The sequence below is a fragment of the Sediminicoccus rosea genome, from assembly GCF_033547095.1.
GTDB lineage: Bacteria > Pseudomonadota > Alphaproteobacteria > Acetobacterales > Acetobacteraceae > Roseococcus > Roseococcus rosea.
In genome coordinates this window covers 2,095,426-2,113,806 of the sequence record NZ_CP137852.1, presented here as the reverse complement: position 1 = coordinate 2,113,806, position 18,381 = coordinate 2,095,426, and the positions used below count along the sequence as shown (strand labels likewise).

Annotated in this window: 18 protein-coding genes; 7 read left to right on the top strand and 11 right to left on the bottom strand. The window is 71.5% G+C overall.

The window, feature by feature from the left end; translation table 11 throughout:
* Positions 1–3: 3 nt before the first annotated feature.
* Together lspA and ileS are read right to left on the bottom strand one after the other, a co-directional pair.
* The gene (gene lspA / locus R9Z33_RS10165; RefSeq protein ID WP_318651180.1) at positions 4–507 is read right to left on the bottom strand and encodes a signal peptidase II; all 504 of its coding nucleotides are present in this window, start codon (positions 505–507) and stop codon (positions 4–6) included.
* Positions 507–3,332 (bottom strand): isoleucine--tRNA ligase, encoded by a 2,826-nt coding sequence (gene ileS / locus R9Z33_RS10160; RefSeq protein WP_318651179.1) that lies wholly within the window; start codon positions 3,330–3,332, stop codon positions 507–509. The genes lspA and ileS overlap by 1 nt, the downstream gene beginning before the upstream one ends.
* 236 nt (positions 3,333–3,568) lie before the next feature.
* Between ileS and R9Z33_RS10155 the strand changes: the two genes are divergently transcribed.
* Positions 3,569–4,510 (top strand): SMP-30/gluconolactonase/LRE family protein, encoded by a 942-nt coding sequence (locus R9Z33_RS10155; RefSeq protein ID WP_318651178.1) that lies wholly within the window; start codon positions 3,569–3,571, stop codon positions 4,508–4,510.
* 93 nt (positions 4,511–4,603) lie between these two features.
* On the opposite strand, the gene R9Z33_RS10150 is transcribed toward R9Z33_RS10155, so the two are convergent.
* The 4 genes from R9Z33_RS10150 to R9Z33_RS10135 all read right to left on the bottom strand — a co-directional run bounded on the left by R9Z33_RS10150 (position 4,604) and on the right by R9Z33_RS10135 (position 7,114).
* Positions 4,604–5,536 carry a bifunctional riboflavin kinase/FAD synthetase gene (locus R9Z33_RS10150; protein ID WP_318651177.1) on the bottom strand — a complete coding sequence of 311 codons (933 nt, stop codon included), beginning with the start codon at positions 5,534–5,536 and terminating at the stop codon, positions 4,604–4,606.
* Positions 5,533–6,141 carry an LOG family protein gene (locus tag R9Z33_RS10145; RefSeq protein ID WP_318651176.1) on the bottom strand — a complete coding sequence of 203 codons (609 nt, stop codon included), beginning with the start codon at positions 6,139–6,141 and terminating at the stop codon, positions 5,533–5,535. Before R9Z33_RS10145 ends, R9Z33_RS10150 begins: the two co-directional genes overlap by 4 nt.
* Positions 6,134–6,553 (bottom strand): MaoC family dehydratase, encoded by a 420-nt coding sequence (locus R9Z33_RS10140; RefSeq protein ID WP_318651175.1) that lies wholly within the window; start codon positions 6,551–6,553, stop codon positions 6,134–6,136. The genes R9Z33_RS10145 and R9Z33_RS10140 overlap by 8 nt, the downstream gene beginning before the upstream one ends.
* Before the next feature lie 84 nt (positions 6,554–6,637).
* Positions 6,638–7,114 carry a hypothetical protein gene (locus tag R9Z33_RS10135; RefSeq protein ID WP_318651174.1) on the bottom strand — a complete coding sequence of 159 codons (477 nt, stop codon included), beginning with the start codon at positions 7,112–7,114 and terminating at the stop codon, positions 6,638–6,640.
* Between the two features lie 126 nt (positions 7,115–7,240).
* On the opposite strand from R9Z33_RS10135, the gene R9Z33_RS10130 reads away from it, so the two are divergent.
* A complete protein-coding gene (locus tag R9Z33_RS10130) occupies positions 7,241–8,488 on the top strand; it encodes a hypothetical protein (RefSeq protein ID WP_318651173.1) in 1,248 nt (415 codons plus the stop codon).
* A 9-nt stretch (positions 8,489–8,497) separates the two neighbouring features.
* Here the strand turns inward: R9Z33_RS10130 and R9Z33_RS10125 are convergent, their stop codons facing one another.
* From R9Z33_RS10125 to poxB, 4 genes are all read right to left on the bottom strand, one after another.
* The gene (locus tag R9Z33_RS10125; protein ID WP_318651172.1) at positions 8,498–9,346 is read right to left on the bottom strand and encodes an alpha/beta hydrolase family protein; all 849 of its coding nucleotides are present in this window, start codon (positions 9,344–9,346) and stop codon (positions 8,498–8,500) included.
* Positions 9,346–9,840, bottom strand: coding sequence for an SsrA-binding protein SmpB (gene smpB / locus R9Z33_RS10120; RefSeq protein WP_318651171.1), 495 nt, complete (start codon positions 9,838–9,840; stop codon positions 9,346–9,348). The genes R9Z33_RS10125 and smpB overlap by 1 nt, the downstream gene beginning before the upstream one ends.
* Positions 9,840–10,736, bottom strand: coding sequence for a 4-hydroxy-tetrahydrodipicolinate synthase (gene dapA / locus R9Z33_RS10115; protein WP_318651170.1), 897 nt, complete (start codon positions 10,734–10,736; stop codon positions 9,840–9,842). The genes smpB and dapA overlap by 1 nt, the downstream gene beginning before the upstream one ends.
* A 121-nt stretch (positions 10,737–10,857) precedes the next feature.
* Positions 10,858–12,582, bottom strand: a complete 1,725-nt coding sequence (gene poxB / locus R9Z33_RS10110) for a ubiquinone-dependent pyruvate dehydrogenase (protein ID WP_318651169.1) — start codon at positions 12,580–12,582, stop codon at positions 10,858–10,860.
* Between the two features lie 207 nt (positions 12,583–12,789).
* On the opposite strand from poxB, the gene R9Z33_RS10105 reads away from it, so the two are divergent.
* The 5 genes from R9Z33_RS10105 to R9Z33_RS10085 are packed head-to-tail and all read left to right on the top strand — an operon-like array spanning position 12,790 to position 17,761.
* Entirely contained in the window at positions 12,790–14,745 is a 1,956-nt protein-coding gene (locus R9Z33_RS10105; protein WP_318651168.1) for a lytic transglycosylase domain-containing protein, read from the top strand.
* 10 nt (positions 14,746–14,755) lie between these two features.
* The gene (locus R9Z33_RS10100) at positions 14,756–15,175 is read left to right on the top strand and encodes a phosphatidylglycerophosphatase A family protein (protein WP_318651167.1); all 420 of its coding nucleotides are present in this window, start codon (positions 14,756–14,758) and stop codon (positions 15,173–15,175) included.
* On the top strand, positions 15,175–15,663 hold the full coding sequence (locus R9Z33_RS10095) for a CinA family protein (RefSeq protein ID WP_318651166.1): 489 nt from the start codon (positions 15,175–15,177) through the stop codon (positions 15,661–15,663). Before R9Z33_RS10100 ends, R9Z33_RS10095 begins: the two co-directional genes overlap by 1 nt.
* A gap of 37 nt (positions 15,664–15,700) precedes the next feature.
* Positions 15,701–16,687, top strand: a complete 987-nt coding sequence (locus R9Z33_RS10090) for a S1C family serine protease (RefSeq protein ID WP_318651165.1) — start codon at positions 15,701–15,703, stop codon at positions 16,685–16,687.
* Between the two features lie 57 nt (positions 16,688–16,744).
* On the top strand, positions 16,745–17,761 hold the full coding sequence (locus R9Z33_RS10085) for a YihY/virulence factor BrkB family protein (RefSeq protein WP_318651164.1): 1,017 nt from the start codon (positions 16,745–16,747) through the stop codon (positions 17,759–17,761).
* A 9-nt stretch (positions 17,762–17,770) separates the two neighbouring features.
* Here the strand turns inward: R9Z33_RS10085 and R9Z33_RS10080 are convergent, their stop codons facing one another.
* Entirely contained in the window at positions 17,771–18,169 is a 399-nt protein-coding gene (locus R9Z33_RS10080; RefSeq protein ID WP_318651163.1) for a helix-turn-helix domain-containing protein, read from the bottom strand.
* Positions 18,170–18,381 lie beyond the last annotated feature (212 nt).

Genomic DNA, 18,381 nt, shown 5'->3' with positions numbered 1-18,381 from the left:
TCATCATGGAGCCTCTTTGCGCTTGCTTTCCGGCCGGATCAAGGCATCCGCCACCAGGGCCAGGACGCCGCAGACGATCGCCGCATCAGCGACGTTGAAGACATACCAGTGCCAGCCCCAGGCGTGAACATCCACGAAATCCACCACGGCGCCGAAGCGCATGCGGTCAATCACATTGCCGATGGCCCCGCCGATCACCGCCCCCAGAGCATAGGTGACGAGCCGGGTTTCCGAGCGCGCCAGCCAGCGCAGCAGGAACCCCGCCACAACGAGCGCGAGGGCGGCCAGGATCAGGTGGTTCCAGGCCCCCTCGCCCGAGAAAAGTCCGAAGGTGACGCCGCGATTCCACACCATGGTGAGGTCGAGCCCCACAGGCCCCAGCTCCAGCAACGGGATGTTCCGCCGCTCGGGCAGGTTCACCACCTCCAGGATCCAGTACTTGCTCGCCTGGTCGGCCACCAGGAGGATGGCGGCGAAGACGAGGCCGGTCCGCAGCGTGGAGGCCATCAGCCCTCCACCGCCGCTTCGCAGCGCAGGCAGAGCGTGGGATGCGCGGCGGAGGCGCCCACCTCGGGCAGCACGCGCCAGCAGCGCTCGCACTTGGCGCCGGGGGCGAGCGCGACATCGAGCGCCACCTCCTCCCCCTGCCCCAGCTCGGCCTGGGAGACGATGAGGATCTCCGCCCATTCCTCGGCGCTGAGCGTCTGGCCCGGGAGGGTCAGGCCGATCCGCGCCTGCAGGGAGGAGCCGAAGAGCCCATCCCGCCGGTGATCCTCCAGGCTCGCGGTGACGAGCTTGCGGATGCGGCGGATCTCCACCCAGCGCGCCGCCAGCGCCTCATCCCGCCACTCGGCCGGCAGCGTCGGGAAATCCTGCTGGTGGATGCTCAGGGCCTCCTCGCCGAAGCGCGAGAGCCAGGCCTCCTCCGCCGTGAAGACCAGCACGGGGGCGAGCCAGGCGCAGAGGCAGCGATGCAGCTGGTCCAGCACGGTCCGGGCGCTGCGGCGGCGCAGGCTGTCCTTCGCGTCGCAGTAGAGACTGTCCTTGCGGATGTCGAAGTAGAAGGCGCTGAGATCGGTCGCGCAGAAGGCGTGGATCTCGGGCACGACGCCGTTCCAGTCGTAATCCTTCGCGGCCTTGCGGATGCGGCCATCCAGCTCCGTCAGGCGGTGCAGCACCCAGCGCTCCAGTTCCGGCATCTCCGCCACCGGCACGCGCTCGCTCTCCTCGAAGCCCGCGAGGTTGCCCAAGAGCCAGCGCAGCGTGTTGCGCAGGCGGCGATAGAGCTCCGCCTGCTGCTCCAGGATGTTCTTGCCGATGCGCAGATCCTCGGCCGTGTCGGAATTCATCACCCAGAGGCGCAGGATATCGGCGCCATACTTGGTCATCACCTCCTGCGGCGCGGTGACGTTGCCGAGCGACTTCGACATCTTCCGCCCGCTCTCATCCAGCACGAATCCGTGAGTGAGGATGGCCTTGAAGGGTGCCACGCCCCGCGTGCCGACCGACTCCAGCAGCGAGGACTGGAACCAGCCGCGATGCTGGTCCGAGCCCTCCAGGTAGAGATCCGCCGGGAAGGGCAGGTTGCGCGGCGGCAGGACGAAGGCGTGCGTGCTGCCGCTCTCGAACCAGACATCCACGATGTCCATCACCTGCTCGTAATCGTCCGGGTTGCGCTCATTGCCCAGGAAGCGGGCCGCGGCATCCGGCTGGTACCAGGCATCGGCGCCCTCGGTGCGGAAGGCGTCCACGATCCGCTGCATCACCGATGCATCGCGCAGCACCTCGCCGGTGCGCTTCTCGACGAAGACGGCAATCGGCACGCCCCAGGCGCGCTGGCGGCTGATGCACCAGTCGGGGCGCCCGGCCACCATCGCGCCGATGCGGTTGCGGCCGATATCGGGCACGAAATGCGTGGCGGCGATGGCGTCCAGCGACTTCTGGCGGATCTGGTTGCCGTCATCCATCGCGATGAACCATTGCGGCGTCGCGCGATAGATCACCGGCTTCTTGGAGCGCCAGCTATGCGGGTAGCTGTGGTTCAGCTTGCCCTTGGCCGCCAGCGTGCCGAGCGCCGTCATGGCCGCATAGACCGGCTCATGGGCGCGGAACACATGGATGCCCTCGAAGCCCGGCGCCTGGAGGGTGTAGGTGCCGTCATCGCCCACGCATTCGGGGATCTCGATCCGCGCCTCGGGGTGCGCGCGATTATGCGCCACCACCAGCGCGAAATCCTCCTCGCCATGGCTGGGCGCGATGTGGACGATGCCGGTGCCCGCGTCATCGGTCACGTAGTCGCCCGCCAGCATCAGCGCCTCATGGCCGTAGGCGCCGGCATGGCCGCGCAGCGGGGCGGCGCAGGCGGCCCCCGCGAAGGCGGTGCCAGGGAAGGTCTTGATCAGCGTGTGCGTCGCAATGCCGGCCTCGGCGCAGAATTGCGGCAGCAGCGCCAGGGCCACGACGAGGCGCGCGCCCGGCTTCACCAGCGCGCCCTCGTTCACATGGTCCACATGCAGCAGCGCGTACTGGATCTCGGGCCCATAGGCGAGCGCGCGGTTGCCCGGGATGGTCCAGGGCGTCGTCGTCCAGATCACCACGTCGCTGCCCGCCAGCTCGGGCATGGCGGGCGCCCGCAGCACGCGGAACAGCGCGTGCAGCGTGGGCGAGACATGGTCCATGTACTCGATCTCGGCCTCGGCCAGCGCCGTCTTCTCGACCGGGCTCCACATGACGGGGCGCAGGCCGCGATAGAGCGAGCCGTTCATCAGGAAGCGGCCGATCTCCTCGACGATCACGGATTCAGAGGCGAAATCCATCGTCGCGTAGCGGTTCGCCCAATCGCCGGCGACGCCCAGGCGCTGGAACTCCTCCGACTGCACGGCGAGCCACTTGGCCGCATAGGCGCGGCATTCGGCGCGGAACTCGAGGACCGGCACCTGGTCCTTGTCGAGCTTCTTCGCGCGGTATTCCTCCTCGACCTTCCATTCGATCGGCAGGCCGTGGCAGTCCCAGCCGGGCACGTAGTTGGCGTCCGTGCCCGACATCTGCGCGGCGCGGTTGATCACATCCTTCAGGATCTTGTTCAGCGCGTGGCCGATATGCAGCGGCCCGTTCGCATAGGGAGGGCCGTCATGCAGCACGAAGGGCGGGCGGCCCTGGGACTTCTCGCGCAGACGGTTCCAGCTCCCGGCCGCGGCCCATCGGGCGAGCAGCTTCGGCTCGCGGTTGGGCAGGTCCGCCTTCATCGGGAAGCCGGTCTGCGGCAGGAAGACCGTCTTGCGGTAATCGCGCCCCTTCTGGTCGGAGGCGGGAGAATCAGGGGCGTCGTTCATGAGGATCTCGGGTCGCGCTCGGCGCGGAAAGGAATGGGCGTGCGGGTCTGATCCCGGCCTTCAGGCGAAGGCCGGGCGCCGAATTCGGGAAGGGCGAAGCAAGCTCACGCGCATCCCGTTCGTATGCGGAGTCCGGGGCCTTCCGGTCAAGGGCGCACAAGGTCACGGGATTGTCACTTGGCGCGCTTCTTCCCTGCATGGGACGGTTTCGGCCAGTCCCGTGAGGTGGCCCGTCCATGATCCTGCCCCGCCGCACCGCCCTTGCGCTGCCACCGGCCCTTGCGCTGCCCCCTACCGCCGAGGCCCAGACCCAGGCGCCGGCGCATCGGGTGGTGGCGCTCTACCCCTCCGGCCATTTCCTGGAGAACCTGCTGGTCCGCCCCGATGGCGCGGTGCTGTTCACGAGCTATTTCGCGGGCGAGGTCGGCATCTGGTCGGAGGCGGCGGGCCAGGCGGTCTTTGCACGCATCCAGGGCCACCCCGTCTCGCTCGCCCCCGCGCCGGGCGGCGTCCTGCTCGTGCTGCATGGCGTGGCCTTCACCGAGGGGGCGCGCCTCGCGGGCAGCGGCGCGGTGCAGTTCCTCAGCGCCGAGGGCCGGCCCGGCCACCGCATCCCGCTCCCGGAGGCAGGCTTCCCCAATGGCATGGTGCGCCTCGCCGAGGGCGCCTATCTCATCGCCGATAGCGGCCGCGGCCGCATCTGGCGCCTCGACCTCGCGGGCGGCACCGCCAGCCCCTGGCTCGAACTGCCCGAGATGGCGCCCGACGCGGCCCGCCCCGGCCTGCCCGGCGTGAACGGCCTGCAGATCGCCGCGGGCGCGCTCTTCTTCTCCAATTCCGCCCGGCCCGGCATCTGGCGCCTGCCGCTGGGCGCCGAGGGCCGGCCGGGCGGCCCCGCCCAGCAGGTGGCGACACTGCCCGGCGTGGATGATTTCGTGGTGCTGCCCGATGGCGGCTTCCTCGCCGCGACGCATGGCGATGTGGTGCTGCGGGTCAGCCCCGGCGGCGCCGTCAGCCCGCTGCTGCAGACGCCCGACATCGCGGGCTGCACCGCCGTCGCCCTGGCGCCGCGGCCGGGGGGCGGGCAACTCCTCTACATCTCCGCCTCGGGCGGCCTGCTCGAGCGGCGCGGCCTGCCCGCGCATCTGGTGCGCGTCGAACTCCCGGGCGGTGTCTGAAGCATGATGTGCTGAGGCGGGGTCGCCGAAAGGCCGAAGCCCCCGCCCGGCACCGGCCAGGCCCGGCGGGGTGAACGCCGCTTCCTCTGGCGGTCAGGCGCCCAGCAGCTTCCGCGCGGTGGCCGCATCCGCCCGGATCTGCGCGACGAGCGCCGGGAAGTCGGGGAATTTCCGCTCCTCCCGGATGAAGGCGGTGAGCGCCACCCGCAGTTCCTGGCCGTAGAGATCCTCGGCCAGGTCAAACAGATGCGCCTCCAGCCGCGAGACGGGATCGCCCCCCAGCGTCGGCCGCCGGCCGAGATTGGCGACGCCGGGCACCACCCGCCCATCGGGCAGCGTGGCCCGCACCGCATAGACCCCGCGCGCCGGCTCCAGGTGGCGGCCGAGCGGGATGTTCGCCGTGGGAAAGCCGATGGTCCGCCCGCGCGCATCGCCATGCGTGACGGGCCCGACGATGGAAAAGGGCCGGCCCAGCAGGGCTGCCGCGCGCTCGGGATAGCCATCCTGCAGCAGGCGGCGGATGCGGGTGGAGCTGATGGTGCCCTCGCCATCGGCCACATGCGGCACGATGGAGAGGCCGATGCCCAGTTCCTCGGCGATCTGGCGCAGGAAGCCGACATCCCCGCCACGGCGATGGCCGAAGGCGAAATCCGGGCCGCAGGCCAGGTGCTTCGCATCCAGCGCCTGGTGCAGCACCTGTGCGACGAAATCCCGCGCCGACATGGCGGCCAGCTCCGGCCCGAAGGGCAGCGCGACGACGACGCGCGCCCCCGCCGCCCCCAGCGCCGCCGCCTTGGCGGGCAGCAGGGTGAGCCGGAACGGCGGGTCATCGGGGCGGAAATGCTCGCGCGGATGCGGCTCGAAGGTAAGCGCGCCAAGCGCCAGGTCCGGCCGCGCCTGATGCGCCGCGGCCAGCACCGCCGCATGGCCCAGATGCACGCCATCGAGGTTGCCGAGCGCCAGCGTGCCCCCCCGCAGCGCGGGCGGTACGGCGCGCCAGTCGGTGACGATCACGGGCGCGCTCATGTCTCTTTCTGCGTCATCCAGCGGGTCACGGTGGGCGGCGTCCAGCCGGCCAGCGCATCCAGCGCCGCCTCGGGCGTCCGCGCCCGCAGCGCCAGGCCCGCATGCTGCGGCCGCACGAAGCCCCCTTCGGTCATTCGTTCCAGCAGGGCGAAGAAGGGCGCCCAGTAGTCATCCACGTCGAGATAGACGAGGCCCTTGGCATGGATGCCGAGCTGCGCCCAGGACTGGATCTCGACACTCTCCTCGAGCGTCCCGATGCCGCCCGGCAGCACGACGAAGCCATCCGAGAGGTCGTTCATCATCGCCTTGCGGACATGCATGGAGGGGACGACGCGCAGATCCGTCACGCCGCCATGGCCGAGCTCCCGGTCCATCAGCGCCTCGGGGATCACACCGATCACCTCGGCGCCCCCCTTCAGCGCCGCATCGGCCACGATGCCCATGAGGCCCACCTTGCCGCCGCCATAGACGAGGCCGAGGCCGCGCGCCGCGATGGCGCGGCCGAGATCGGCGGCGAGGCCCGCATGCACCGGATCATGCCCCGGCTGGGCGCCGCAGAAGACGCAGACGCGCCGGAGGTTCACCCCCGCCGAAGCCTCAGCCACGCGAGGGCACCATCACCGTCGCCTCGCCATCGATCACCGGCTTGCCCGCCACGGTGCAGACCGTGCTGAGCGTCACGCGCTTCTTCGCCGCATCGAGCGCGGTCACGGTCACCGTCGCCGTCACCGTCTCGCCGATCTTCACCGGCGCGCGGAACTTCAGGTTCTGGCCCAGATAGATGGTCCCCGCCCCCGGCAGCCGCGTGCCGAGCACGGTGGAGATCAGGCTGGCGGAGAGCATGCCATGCGCGATCCGCTCCTTGAACATGGAGGCGGCGGCGACTTCGGCATTGATGTGGACCGGGTTGGTGTCGCCGGAGACGCCGGCGAAGAGGAGGATGTCGGCCTCGGTGATGGTCTTGCCGAAGCTGGCGCTCTGGCCGAGCGAGAGATCCTCGAAGAAATACCCATCCATGCGCTTGCACCCCAATCTGTCAGGCGCGGGTGTAACGCAAAGCGGCTTGCCGGGGAATGCGGAAGGCACCCCCGGCGATGCGGCTCAGGCCTCGGCCATCTCGCCGGCCGGCTCGCTCTTCTGGCCCAGCGTCTCGATGCGCCAGACGGCGTAGCTGACCATCAGCGCCGCGGCGACGAGGACCAGGTTCGCGATGCCCGGATGCACGAAGGGCGTGCGCTGGCCCGAGAGGCGGACGATGTCGGCCCGCACCGTGCCCCAGGCGTAGAGCGCGGAGATGAAGGCCGAGATCGCCGGCAGGAAGACCATGACCACGGCGATGACCGCGATCAGCATGCGCCACTTGTGCAGCTGCGGCAGGAAGGCCGCGGCCAGCAGCAGGGCCAGCGCCACGAATTTCAGCTTGGTGAACCAGGGCAGCACGTCCCAGGTCGTCATGGTCAGCAGCTCGCTGCGGCCGGCGACCTGGATGACCGGCAGGAAGGTGGCGGCGACGGCCAGAACCACGCCGAGCAGGAGGACGACGACCGCAACCTTGTCTTTCTCGCCTTGGGCCGGCATGAACGTCTCCTAGATGTCCGAATGATTGCCGAGTGGTAATTTATAGCAACCCTGAAAGCAAGGATTTCCTCACGCCTGTCGCCGCTGCCGGCTTGGCGCGCGCCACGGCCCTGGCGAAAATACGCGATGCCCTTCCGCTTCCTGCTGATTCTCCTCGCGCTTTCCGCCAGCCCCGCCCCGGCGCAGGATCTGGCCGGCCATGGCGGGCCGGTCCGCGCCCTGGCCCTGCTGGGCCCGCGCCTCGCATCGGCGGGCTTCGACCAGGCCGTGATCCTCTGGAATCCGGCGACGGGGCGGGCCGAGCGCGTCATCCGCTGGCACCAGGGCGCGGTGAATGCGCTGGTGGCGCTGCCCGATGGCCGCCTCGCCTCGGCCGGCGAGGATGCGCGCATCGCCATCTGGGGTGACGCGGAGGCACCTGCCCTGGTGCTGGAAGGCCATTCAGAGCCGGTGGCGGGCCTGGCCGCGCGCCCTGGCGTGCTGGCCTCCGCCGCCTGGGACGGAACGGTCCGCCTGTGGGACCTCGCCACCGGCACGGCCCGCGTGCTGCAGGGGCACCAGGGCAATGTGAACGCGGTCGCCTTCCTGGGCGATGTGCTGGTCAGCGCCGGGCAGGATGGCACGCTGCGCCGCTGGGAGGCCGATGGCACGCCGGCCACCATTGCCGAATTCGGCTTCCCGCAGAACGCGCTGCTGGCGCTGCCCGATGGCAGCCTCGCCGCCGCCGGGGTGGATGGCACGGTCCATCTGGTCCAGCCCGACGGCACGCAGCGGGCGGTCCATGCCGCGCCGCGACCGGTGGTGGCGCTGGCCGCGAGCCCGGATGGAAGGACCCTGGCCGTCGCCAGCATCGGCGGCGGCGTGTCGCTCTACGACCTGCCCTCGGGGCGGCTGCGCCATCGGCTGGATGGGCCGGGCCTGCCGGTCTGGTCCGCCCTCTTCGCCGCCGATGGCCGTACCCTCTGGACCGGCGGGCAGGACCGCCGGGTGCGCCGCTGGGATGCCGCCAATGCCCGCCCCCTCGGCCCGCTGGCGCCCGAGGTGGAGGAGGCGCTGCCCGCCGGCCTCGACCGCCACGGCGCCGAGGTCTGGCGCGCCTGCCAGGCCTGCCACGCGCTGCGCCCCGACAGCGGCCCGATGGCCGGGCCGCATCTGCACCAGCTCTTCGGCCGCCGCATGGGCAGCGTGGCGGGCTATGCCTATTCGGAACGCCTGGCCCAGGGCGACATCATCTGGACGCCGGAGACCGTGGCGGATCTTTTCACGCGCGGCCCGGACATCGTGACGCCCGGCACCCGCATGCCGGTGCAGCGCGTGGGCAATGCCGAGGACATGGCGGCCCTGCTGCGCTTCCTGGAGGCCGCCACCCGCTGAACCGGGCGATCAGCGCAGGAAGGCCTCGACCTCCGGGCCCCAGATCGCGCTGCCGCCCTGGCCGAAGAAGAGCCCGTGCCCGTCCCGTCCGAAGGCGGGCTTCTGCCGCAGCGTGAGCGGCCCGCCCGCCACGCGGTAGGCGCCCGCCATGGCACGCGCCAGGCCGGGCGCGAAGAAGCTGTCATTCTCGGCATAGATCCAGAGCGTCGGGATCCGCGCGGTCGCGCCGAAGCCGCCCGCCGCCTGCACCAGGCTCTCGGGCCGGCAGACACTGTCCGGCTGGTCGTTCTGCCGCCCGCCGCGCCCGCCCGCCATGTTCACGATGCGCGCCACCTCGCCGGGGTTTTCGGCCGCCAGCGCCAGCGCGCCCCAACCGCCGGCGGATTGGCCGACGATGATGGCGGGCCCGGGGGGCGTGCCCGGCCGGGCCTGCATGGCGCGCGTCGCGGCCAGGATGTCCCGCGCCGTCTCGCGCCCGGCCCGCGCGTAATCGGGCGCGGCGCAGGGGCCATAGCCCTCGGCCCAGGTGCCGCCGGTGAGGCCATAGCCGCGCCGCATCGGCAGCGCGACGAGATGGCCGCGCGCGGTGAACCAGCGCACCGCCTCGCTCTGGCAGGAGGCGGGGCGCATGGCGGGCCGGATGGCCGCATCGCCCGGCGAGCCGTGGTTGACCAGCACGAGGTGGCCCGGCGGCGCGCCCGGCGGTGGCGCGCAGATGCGCGTGTAAAGGCCGCCCGGCACATGCGCGGCCGCCAAGCGCACCGTCTCGCCCGCCTGCCCGGCGCTGAGGTCGGATTCCGCGATGGCGCAGGCGCCCAGCAGCGGCAGCAGCAGCGCGGCCGCGGCGAGGCGGCGCATCATTCGCCGCCCTTGTTGCGCATCAGCCGCGCCTTGTCGCGCTGCCAGTCGCGCTTGGCGATGTCGGCGCGCTTGTCATGCATCTTCTTGCCCTGCGCGAGGCCGAGCAGCACCTTGGCGCGCCCCTTCTCGTTGAACAGGATTTCCAGCGGCACCAGCGTGGCGCCCTCGCGCGTGATGGCGCCGACGAGTTCGCGGATCTGCTTCTGGTGCAGCAGCAGCTTCTTCGGCCGCACCGGATCGAACTTCGCCATGAAGCTGCCGGCCTGGTATTCCGGGATGTGGCAGCCGAAGAGGAACATCTCCCCCTCGCGCTCCCCGGCCCAGGCCTCGGCGATCGACGCGCGGCCGAGGCGCAGGCTCTTCACCTCCGGCCCGTGCAGCACGAGGCCGGCCTCATAGGTCGGCCCGATCTTGTAGTCATAGCGCGCACGGCGGTTCTGCGCCGCCGTGCCCGTGCTGATGATGGGCTTCTTCCGGGGAACTTGCGCCATCAATTGAGGAGGCCGGCTCCACGCATCGCGGCCTCCACGCGCACGCGCGTGCTCTCCGCGATGGGCGCCAGCGGCAGGCGGCAGAAGGCGCTGCTCTTGCCGAGCAGGCTCGCCGCGTATTTCACGGGGCCCGGCGAGGTCTCGCAGAACAGCGCGTCATGCACCGGCAGCAGGCGGTCCTGGATCTGCATCGCCTCGCAGACGCGGCCCTCGCGCCAAGCGCGCTGCAGATCGGCGCAGAGGCGGGGCGCGATGTTGGAGGTGACGGAGATGCAGCCATGCCCGCCCGAGGCGTTGAAGGCCAGCATCGTGTGGTCCTCGCCCGAGAGCTGGATGAAATCCGCCCCGCAGGTCGCGCGCTGGTGCAGCGGACGCGCGAGATTCGCCGTCGCATCCTTCACGCCCACGATGTTCTTGTGCTTGGCGAGCCGCCCCATCGTCTCGGGGGTCATGTCCACGACGCTGCGGCCGGGGATGTTGTAGATGATCATGGGCAGGTCCACCGCCTCGGCGATGGCCATGAAGTGCTGGAACATGCCCTCCTGCGTGGGCTTGTTGTAGTAGGGCGTCACCACCAGCGTGGCATCCGCGCCGGCCTTCTTCGCATGCTGCGCGAAATCGATGGCCTCGGCCGTGCTGTTGCTGCCGGCACCGGCCACCACGGGCACCCGCCCGCGCGCGACCTCGACGCAGATCTCGACGACGCGCTTGTGCTCGTCATGGCTGAGCGTGGGGGATTCGCCCGTGGTGCCGACGGGCACCAGGCCGTCAATGCCCTCGGCGATCTGCCATTCCACGAAATCGGCGAAGGCTTTCTCGTCCAGGCCGCCATCGGGACGCATGGGCGTGATCAGGGCGGTGAGCTGACCCTGCAGGCGCAACGGAGTGGCGGACATGGCGTGTTTCCTTGTGGCTGCCCGCAAATTAGGAGCGACCGGGCTTTGTCACAAGCGCACATGCCGAAGCGGCGGCCAGCCGGCCCGCGGCGAAGCCTGGCGGGCCGGGCCGGGCCTCCGCTCAGAACCGCAGATTGCTGCGGGCCAGGTCCACCACCTCGTCGCCGCGGCCATTCATCACCGCCTTCAGCATGAAGAGGCCGAACCCCTTGGCCTGCTCGAGGTGGATCTTGGGCGGCATCACCAGCTCCTGCTTGGCCGTCACCACATCCACCAGGGCCGGCCCGGGATGGGCGAAGGCCCGTTGCAGCGCCGCGTCCACCTCAGCCGAGTCCGTCACCCGGATGCCCAGCACGCCCATCGCCGTCGCCATCGCCGCGAAGTCGGGGTTGGTCAGGTCGGTCCCGGTGTCGAGATAGCCACCCGCCTTCATCTCCAGCGCCACGAAGCCGAGCGAGCCATTGTTCACCACCACCACCTTCACCGGCAGCCCAAGCTGCACGAGCGAGATGAAGTCGCCCATCATCATGCTGAAGCCGCCATCGCCCGAGAGCGAGACCACCTGCCGCCCGGGTGCCGCGGCCTGCGCGCCGATGGCCTGGAGCATGGCATTGGCCATCGAGCCATGGTTGAACGAGCCGAGCAGCCGGCGCTTGCCGTTCATGGCGAGGTAGCGCGCCGCCCAGACCGTGGGCGTGCCCACATCGGCGGTGAAGATCGCATCGTCCGCCGCGAGGTCGCTGATTCGGCGGGCCAGGTATTGCGGATGGATCGGCCGCCCCGGTGCGGCGGGTGTCGCGAGGTCATCCAGCTCCTTCCGCGCGTGCCGGTAGTGCTGCAGGGCGGAATCGAGGAAGCGGCGCTCCGTCCGCTCCTGCAGCAGCGGCAAGAGGGCCGAGATCGTCCCGTCCACATCGCCCACCAGGCCCTGCGTCAACGCCGCGCGCTTGCCGAGCGCACCGGGGTCTCGATCCACCTGCAGGATCTTCGCCTCCTTCGGATAGAAGGCGCGATAGGGGAAATCGGTGCCCAGCATCAGCAGCGTGTCGCACGACATCATCGCGTGATAGCCGGAGGAGAAGCCGATGAAGCCGGTCATCCCGACGTCAAACGGGTTGTCCCATTCGACATGCTCCTTGCCGCGCAGCGCATGCACGATGGGCGCCTTCAGGCGCGCGGCGAGGGCGACCAGCGCGTCATGGCTGCCGGCGCAGCCGCTGCCGGCCAGGATGGTCACGGTCTTGGAGGCGTTCAGCGTCGCGGCCAGGCGCTCGATCTCGCTGACCGGCGGCAGGATGCGTGGCGCCTTGGGCAGCGCGGCATGCGCGGGCCCCATCGCCGGGGCGGGCAGCAGCGCGACATCGCCCGGCAGGACGAGCACCGAGACACCCTTGCGGCCGACCGCCGTGTTGAGCGCCCGGTAGAGCACCCCGGGCAGCTGCGCCGGATTGGAGATCAATTCGATGAAATCCGCGCATTCCCGGAACAGCTCCTGGGGATGCGTCTCCTGGAAATAGCCGAGCCCGACCTCGGAGGACGGGATATGCGCCGCGATCGCCAGCACGGGGACGTGATTGCGCTTGCAGTCGAACAGGCCGTTGATGAGATGCAGGTTCCCCGGCCCGCAACTCCCCGCGCAGACCGCGAGCTCGCCCGTGATGGCCGCCTCCGCGCCGGCGGCGAATGCGGCGGTCTCCTCGTGCCGCACATGCATCCAGTCAATCTTGCCGAGCCGGCGGAGGCTGTCGGTGAGGCCGTTCAGGCTGTCGCCCGTCACCCCCCAGATCCGCTTCACGCCGGCCTCCGCGAGGGCCTGGGCCAGAACATCGGCAACGGTCATGGACATGGCGGAAGGCCCTTATCTCAATTCTTCGATTGCCCGGGAATTCACGATAACCGCATCAGCTTCTCCCGCCTAATCTATCCAGGCGTGACGCCGATCCAAAGAAGTTTGCGCGAGGGACGCGCCCGCGCGGCGGCCACTTCGCCGGCCGCCGCGCGGGCGGGCGGTTTTATCGCTCTGGTCGAAACCGGACCGCGCTAATAGATACTCATGCGCCCTTTCCTCCTGGCCCTCGGGCTTTTCCTCCTCGTCCAGCCCGCCTTCGCGCAACCCGCCGTCGCGCAGCCCGCGCGCGAGGCCGGCCGCCAGGCGCTGGCCGCCGCCCAGGCCCAGCGCTGGGGCGAAGCGCAATCCGCCGCCGCCCAGGCCGACCCGCTGGTCGCCAAGATGGTCACCTGGATGCGCCTCACCCAGCGCGGCGGCGCGGGCAGCGCGGCCGAGATCGTGGGCTTCATCGAGAGCGCCAGCGACTGGCCGAGCCAGGACGCGCTGGCCCGCCGCGCCGAGGAACTGCTCGCGACCGATCCGGATGACGCGCTGGCGCTGCGCTTCTTCACCGGCCGCCCCGCCCGCACGCTGGAGGGTGCCACCCGCCACGTCACCGCCCTGGTGAATGGCGGCCGCGCGGCCGAGGCCCGTGCCGCCGCCCGCCGCGCCTGGGCCGAGGACACGGCGGCCGATGCCAGCGCCGAGGCCGCCTTCCTCGCCCGCGCGGGCGAGTTCCTGACGCCCGAGGAGCATTGGCGCCGGTTCAACCGCCTCTCCTTCGGGCGCGATTTCGGCGCGGCGCAGCGCGTGGTGCCGCTGCTCGACGCAGGGCGCCGCCCGCTGGCCGAGCTGCGCCTCGCCTACGCCACCTCCTCCGGCAGCGATCCCAACCCCCAGCTCGCCGCGCGCGATGCGGGCGCGACGCTGGAGCGCGCGCGCATGCTCCGACGCGCCGAGCGCGATGCCGATGCCGCCGCCGCCTGGGCCGCCGGCGCCGCCTCACAGGCCAACCTCCCGCCCGAGGCGCAGCGCGCCATCTGGACCGAGCGCCAGGTGCTGGCACGCAAGCTCATGCGCCTGGGCAACCCGCAGGCCGCCTACACCGTCGCCGCCCAGCACGGCCAGACGGTGGCGGGCGAGCCCCGGCAGGAGGCGGAGTTCCTGGCGGGCTTCATCGCGTTGCGCCAGCTGAACGAGCCGGCCCGCGCCATGCCGCATTTCCAGCGCCTGGCCGAGGGCAGCCGCAGCGCCATCACCCAGGCCCGCGCCGCCTATTGGCAGGGCCGCGCCGAGGCCGACCCGGCCCGCGCCCGCGCGCATTTCGAGCGCGCGGCGGGCTTCCCCGTCACCTTCTACGGCCAGATGGGCGCACTCGCGCTCGGCGAGAACGGCGCGCAGATCTCGGCCCGCATCAACAACCTCGCCATCCCCCGGCCCACCGAGGCCGAGGCCCGCGCCTTCATGAGCCGCGAGCTGCCGCGCCTGCTGCTCGCCCTCGGCGAACTCGGAGAGGCCCGGCGCGGCCGCCTCTTCCTGCTGCGCCTGGAGGACACGGCGCCGAGCAATGCCGAGCGCCTGCTGGTCGCCCGCCTCGCCACCGCGATGGGCCGGCCGGACCAGGCGGTCTGGGTGGCGCGCCGCGCGGGCGCCCATGGCGCGATGCTGGTCGAGGATGGCTGGCCCATGCCCTACCCCGCGCCCGCCAACAGCGCCGAGCCCGCGGTGGTCTTCGCCATCACCCGGCAGGAGAGCAATTTCGAGAGCGAGGCCGTCTCCACCGCCAATGCCCGCGGCCTGATGCAGCTGCTGCCCGCCACCGCGCAATCCGTCGCGCGCCGCCTCAGCATCCCCCACCAGCCCGCCTGGCTGACCAGCGACCCTTCGCACAACATCCGGCTCGGTGCCGCCTATATCCAGGAGCGGCTGGACCGCTTCGGCGGCGTCATGCCCTTCGCCTTCGCCGCCTACAATGCCGGCAGCGGCCGCGTGGACGAGTGGCTCGTCACCTATGGCGATCCCCGCCAGGGCAATGTCCGCATGCTGGACTGGATCGAGATGATCCCCTTCGGCGAGACCCGCAACTACGTGCAGCGCGTCATTGAGAACGTCGCGGTCTATCGCGCGAAGGACGCACGGGCTGCGGCGCTCGACCACCCGATGGCCCAATGGACGCGTTGAGGATGGCCCGTTGAGGTCCATCGCCTCCCTGGGCGGCATCGGCTTCCTCCGCCCGGCGCCGGGCACCTGGGGCTCGGCCGCCGTGCTGCCGCTGGCCTTCCTGCCGCCCTGGGTGGCGCTGCTGGCCGCGCTTCTCTTCACCGGCCTCGGCTACTGGGCGCTGACCCGCCTGCCCGAGGCGGCGGCCGATCCCGGCTGGGTGGTCGTGGACGAAGCGGCCGGGCAATCCCTCGCACTCGCCGCCGCCACGGGCTGGCTCGGCGTGGTTCTCGCCTTCGCGCTGTTCCGCCTCTTCGACATCACCAAGCCCGGCCCCGTCGGCTGGGCCGACCGGCAGAAGGGGCCCTTCGGCGTGATGGCCGATGACGTCATCGCCGGCGCCATGGCGGCGGTGATCCTCCTCCTCCTCGCCCCTTTCGGAATCCGCTGATGCTGCCCGAGACCACGCTGGATGACGCCGCCCGCCTCCTCGCCGCCCTGCAGGCGCGCGGCCTGACCATCGCCACCGCCGAGAGCTGCACGGGCGGGCTGATCGCCGCCGCACTCACCGCCATCCCCGGCTCCTCAGCCAGTGTCGAGGCGGGCTACGTCACCTATTCCAACGCGGCCAAGACCGCGATGCTGGGCGTGGACCCCGCGCTGATCGAGCGCGTCGGCGCCGTGAGCGAGGAGGTGGCGCGCCGGATGGTGGAGGGCGCGCTGCGCGCGGCGGGCACCGACATCGCCATCGCCTGCACCGGCGTGGCTGGCCCGGGCGGCGGCTCCCTGCTCAAGCCGGTGGGCCTCGTCTGGATGGGCGCGGGCCGGCGCGGCGGCGCGATCATCGCCGAAAGCCGCATCTTCCCCGGCGACCGCGCCGCCATCCGCGCCGCGACGGTCGCCCGCTGCTTCGAGATGGCGCATTCGCTCCTGGCCTGAGGCCTGATATAAGGGCGAATGACAAGGACGCTGCGCGATGCCTGACGATGACGACGACGAATGGGAGGTGCCGGACGCCTTCCAGCCCGACCCCACCGAATTCGCCTTCGACCTGGAATCGCGCCTCGCCACCGTCGTCGCGCTCAAGTCCTTCGTGCCGCCCGATGCCACCTCCGCCGCCGCCCTGGGCGTGGAGCGCGAGGGCTCGGGCGTCGTCATCGACGCGGGCGGCCTGGTGCTGACCATCGGCTACCTGATCACCGAGGCCGAGACCATCTGGATCACCAACAATGAAGGCCGGGTGGTGGAAGGCACGCCGCTCGCCATGGATTTCGAGACGGGCTTCGGCCTGGTGCAGATGCTGGGCCGCATCCCCGGCCAGAAGGTGGCCGAGCTCGGCGACTCGGAGGCGATGCGCCATGGCGCGCAGGGCGTGCTGGCCGCGGCTGGTGGCCTCAGCCACGCGCTGGCCTGCACCGTGGCGGCCCGCCAGCCCTTCGCGGGCTATTGGGAATACCTGCTGGACAACGCGATCTTCACCGCCCCCGCCCATCCGCATTGGGGCGGCGCCGGCCTGTTCGACGCGACGGGGCGGCTGGCCGGCATCGGCTCGCTCATCCTCCAGCAGGGGCAGCGGGGCGGAAAGCGGCTCGACCTCAACATGGTGGTGCCGACGGGCGAGCTGCTGCCCATCCTCGAGACGCTGCGCCGCACCGGCCATTCCGGCCGCCCGGCGCGCCCCTGGCTTGGCCTCTACGCGACCGAGGATGACGAGGAGGTGGGCGTCGGCTCCCTCGCCAAGGGCGGCCCGGCCGAGCGCGCGGGCGTCAAGCCGCGCGACCGCATCGTGGCCGTGGATGGGCGCAAGGTGAACGACCTCGCCTCGCTCTGGACGGCGGTGCGCGCGGCCGGCCCGGCGGGGGCGGAGGTGCGGCTGACGCTGGCGCGCGGCGCCCGCCAGCTCGACCTCGCCATCACCAGCACGGACCGCGCGCGACACCTGAAGACGCCCCGCCTGCACTGAGCGGCGCAACCCGCGGCGCGGCCCCGCGTTGCGCGGGCTGCAACCGGGGGGCTCATCTTGCGCGGCGCGTATCGGCTGGGGCGGGACACGCTCCGGGGCTTCATCGAGGATGACGCGCTGACCCGCGCGGCGGCCATCGCCTATTTCACCCTCTTCTCCCTCGGCCCCCTGATCTACCTGGCCTCCGGCATCGCGAGCCTGCTCTTCGGCGAGGCCGAGGTGCAGGCCGCACTCGCCACGCAGCTGCGCGGCCTCCTGGGGCGCGAGGCGGCGGCGACGGTGCAGGAGATGGCCGCGCGCGCGCTGGGCCAGGTGCGCGGCGGCTGGGCCTTCGCCATCGGCCTCGCCACGTTGATCATCACCGCATCGGGCGCCTTCGCCGCGCTGCAGGCCGCGCTGAACGCCATCTGGAAAACCGAGGCGCCCGCGCTGGCGGGCGAGGGCAGCATGATCGCGGCCTTCCTGCGCGCCCGGGCGCTGAGCATCGGCCTGGTCGGCACCACGGGCTTCCTGCTGCTGGCCTCGCTGATCGCGAGTGCCGGGATCGCCGCGCTCGGCGAATGGCTGACGGCGGGGCGCGAGGCGGCGGCCTGGCTGCTGCGCGCCGCCAATTTCGCTCTCTCCTTCACGCTGATCGCCTGCCTCTTCGCGGCTGTCTTCAAGATCCTGCCGGACCGGCGGCTGCATTGGCGGGATGTGGTGGTGGGCGCGATCGTGACCGCCCTGCTCTTCACGCTCGGCAAGGCGGCGATCGGCCTCTACATCGGCCGGGCGGCGGTCTCGGAGGATTTCGGCGCGGCGGGCTCGCTCGCCGTCGTGCTGCTCTGGCTCTACTATTCGGCGGCGATCTTCCTGCTCGGCGCGGAATTCACCCGCGCCTGGAGCGGCAAGGAACCCGTGGCCCCGACGCTCACCCCGGCGATTCCCCATGACCGGGAGGGGCTGGTGCGCCTGGACGGGGGGCTGGGCGGCGGCCCCAAGGCATCAGCGCGGCGGCGCACGCCGCAAGGCCTGCTGCTGCTGCCGGCGGCGCTGCTCGCCCTCGGCCTCGCGCTCCGCCTCACCCGGCGGTGAGCGTTGGTCTCAGCGCGAACCGCCGCGCGAATGCCCCTGCTTCCAGAGATACTGGGCCAGCCCGATGGCGAGGTCATGCGCGGTGGAGCCCGGGGATTCCTCGGACTCCGCCTCGGCGGTCTCAGCGCCGGCCTCGGGCGCCATGTCGGGCAGCAGGGCGAGCGGCGGCGTCTGCAGCGCCTCGGCCAGACGCAGCAGCACGACGACGGTGACGCGCGCCGCACCCGATTCGCTGCGCTGGATCTGCTGCACCGTGAGGCCGGAAATCTCGGCCAGCTGCTGCAGCGTCAATTGCCGCGCGCGACGGCGTGCGCGCAGCCGTCGGCCGATCTCGGCGTCCAGGTCCCGGTCCAGGCGCTGGCGCCGTGCGCTGCCACCGGCAGTGACGGAGGGCATCATGTCGGACATGTCTCGGTTTCCCCGCGTTGTTGAGGCAAGGCGTGGGACGGAGCGCCGGTCCGGCCCGCTCCGGGGCCTTGCCGGCATGATGAAGTGACCGACTGCGTCACACGCAATACTTTCCTGCCTATCCGCGAATGAAGTTGCGCGCCTGGCGGCGGCTGCACAAGCACAGGTACAAAAATCCACAATCGCCAAACGGTTGCCGCATGAATTTTCGA

What these genes read in the sequence shown, in the direction of transcription:
- lspA (WP_318651180.1), bottom strand. Translation starts at nt 507, where the DNA reads ATGGCCTCCACGCTGCGGACCGGCCTCGTCTTCGCCGCCATCCTCCTG.
- ileS (WP_318651179.1), bottom strand. Translation starts at nt 3,332, where the DNA reads ATGAACGACGCCCCTGATTCTCCCGCCTCCGACCAGAAGGGGCGCGAT.
- R9Z33_RS10155 (WP_318651178.1), top strand. Translation starts at nt 3,569, where the DNA reads ATGATCCTGCCCCGCCGCACCGCCCTTGCGCTGCCACCGGCCCTTGCG.
- R9Z33_RS10150 (WP_318651177.1), bottom strand. Translation starts at nt 5,536, where the DNA reads ATGAGCGCGCCCGTGATCGTCACCGACTGGCGCGCCGTACCGCCCGCG.
- R9Z33_RS10140 (WP_318651175.1), bottom strand. Translation starts at nt 6,553, where the DNA reads ATGGATGGGTATTTCTTCGAGGATCTCTCGCTCGGCCAGAGCGCCAGC.
- R9Z33_RS10135 (WP_318651174.1), bottom strand. Translation starts at nt 7,114, where the DNA reads ATGCCGGCCCAAGGCGAGAAAGACAAGGTTGCGGTCGTCGTCCTCCTG.
- R9Z33_RS10130 (WP_318651173.1), top strand. Translation starts at nt 7,241, where the DNA reads ATGCCCTTCCGCTTCCTGCTGATTCTCCTCGCGCTTTCCGCCAGCCCC.
- R9Z33_RS10125 (WP_318651172.1), bottom strand. Translation starts at nt 9,346, where the DNA reads ATGCGCCGCCTCGCCGCGGCCGCGCTGCTGCTGCCGCTGCTGGGCGCC.
- smpB (WP_318651171.1), bottom strand. Translation starts at nt 9,840, where the DNA reads ATGGCGCAAGTTCCCCGGAAGAAGCCCATCATCAGCACGGGCACGGCG.
- dapA (WP_318651170.1), bottom strand. Translation starts at nt 10,736, where the DNA reads ATGTCCGCCACTCCGTTGCGCCTGCAGGGTCAGCTCACCGCCCTGATC.
- poxB (WP_318651169.1), bottom strand. Translation starts at nt 12,582, where the DNA reads ATGTCCATGACCGTTGCCGATGTTCTGGCCCAGGCCCTCGCGGAGGCC.
- R9Z33_RS10105 (WP_318651168.1), top strand. Translation starts at nt 12,790, where the DNA reads ATGCGCCCTTTCCTCCTGGCCCTCGGGCTTTTCCTCCTCGTCCAGCCC.
- R9Z33_RS10095 (WP_318651166.1), top strand. Translation starts at nt 15,175, where the DNA reads ATGCTGCCCGAGACCACGCTGGATGACGCCGCCCGCCTCCTCGCCGCC.
- R9Z33_RS10090 (WP_318651165.1), top strand. Translation starts at nt 15,701, where the DNA reads ATGCCTGACGATGACGACGACGAATGGGAGGTGCCGGACGCCTTCCAG.
- R9Z33_RS10080 (WP_318651163.1), bottom strand. Translation starts at nt 18,169, where the DNA reads ATGTCCGACATGATGCCCTCCGTCACTGCCGGTGGCAGCGCACGGCGC.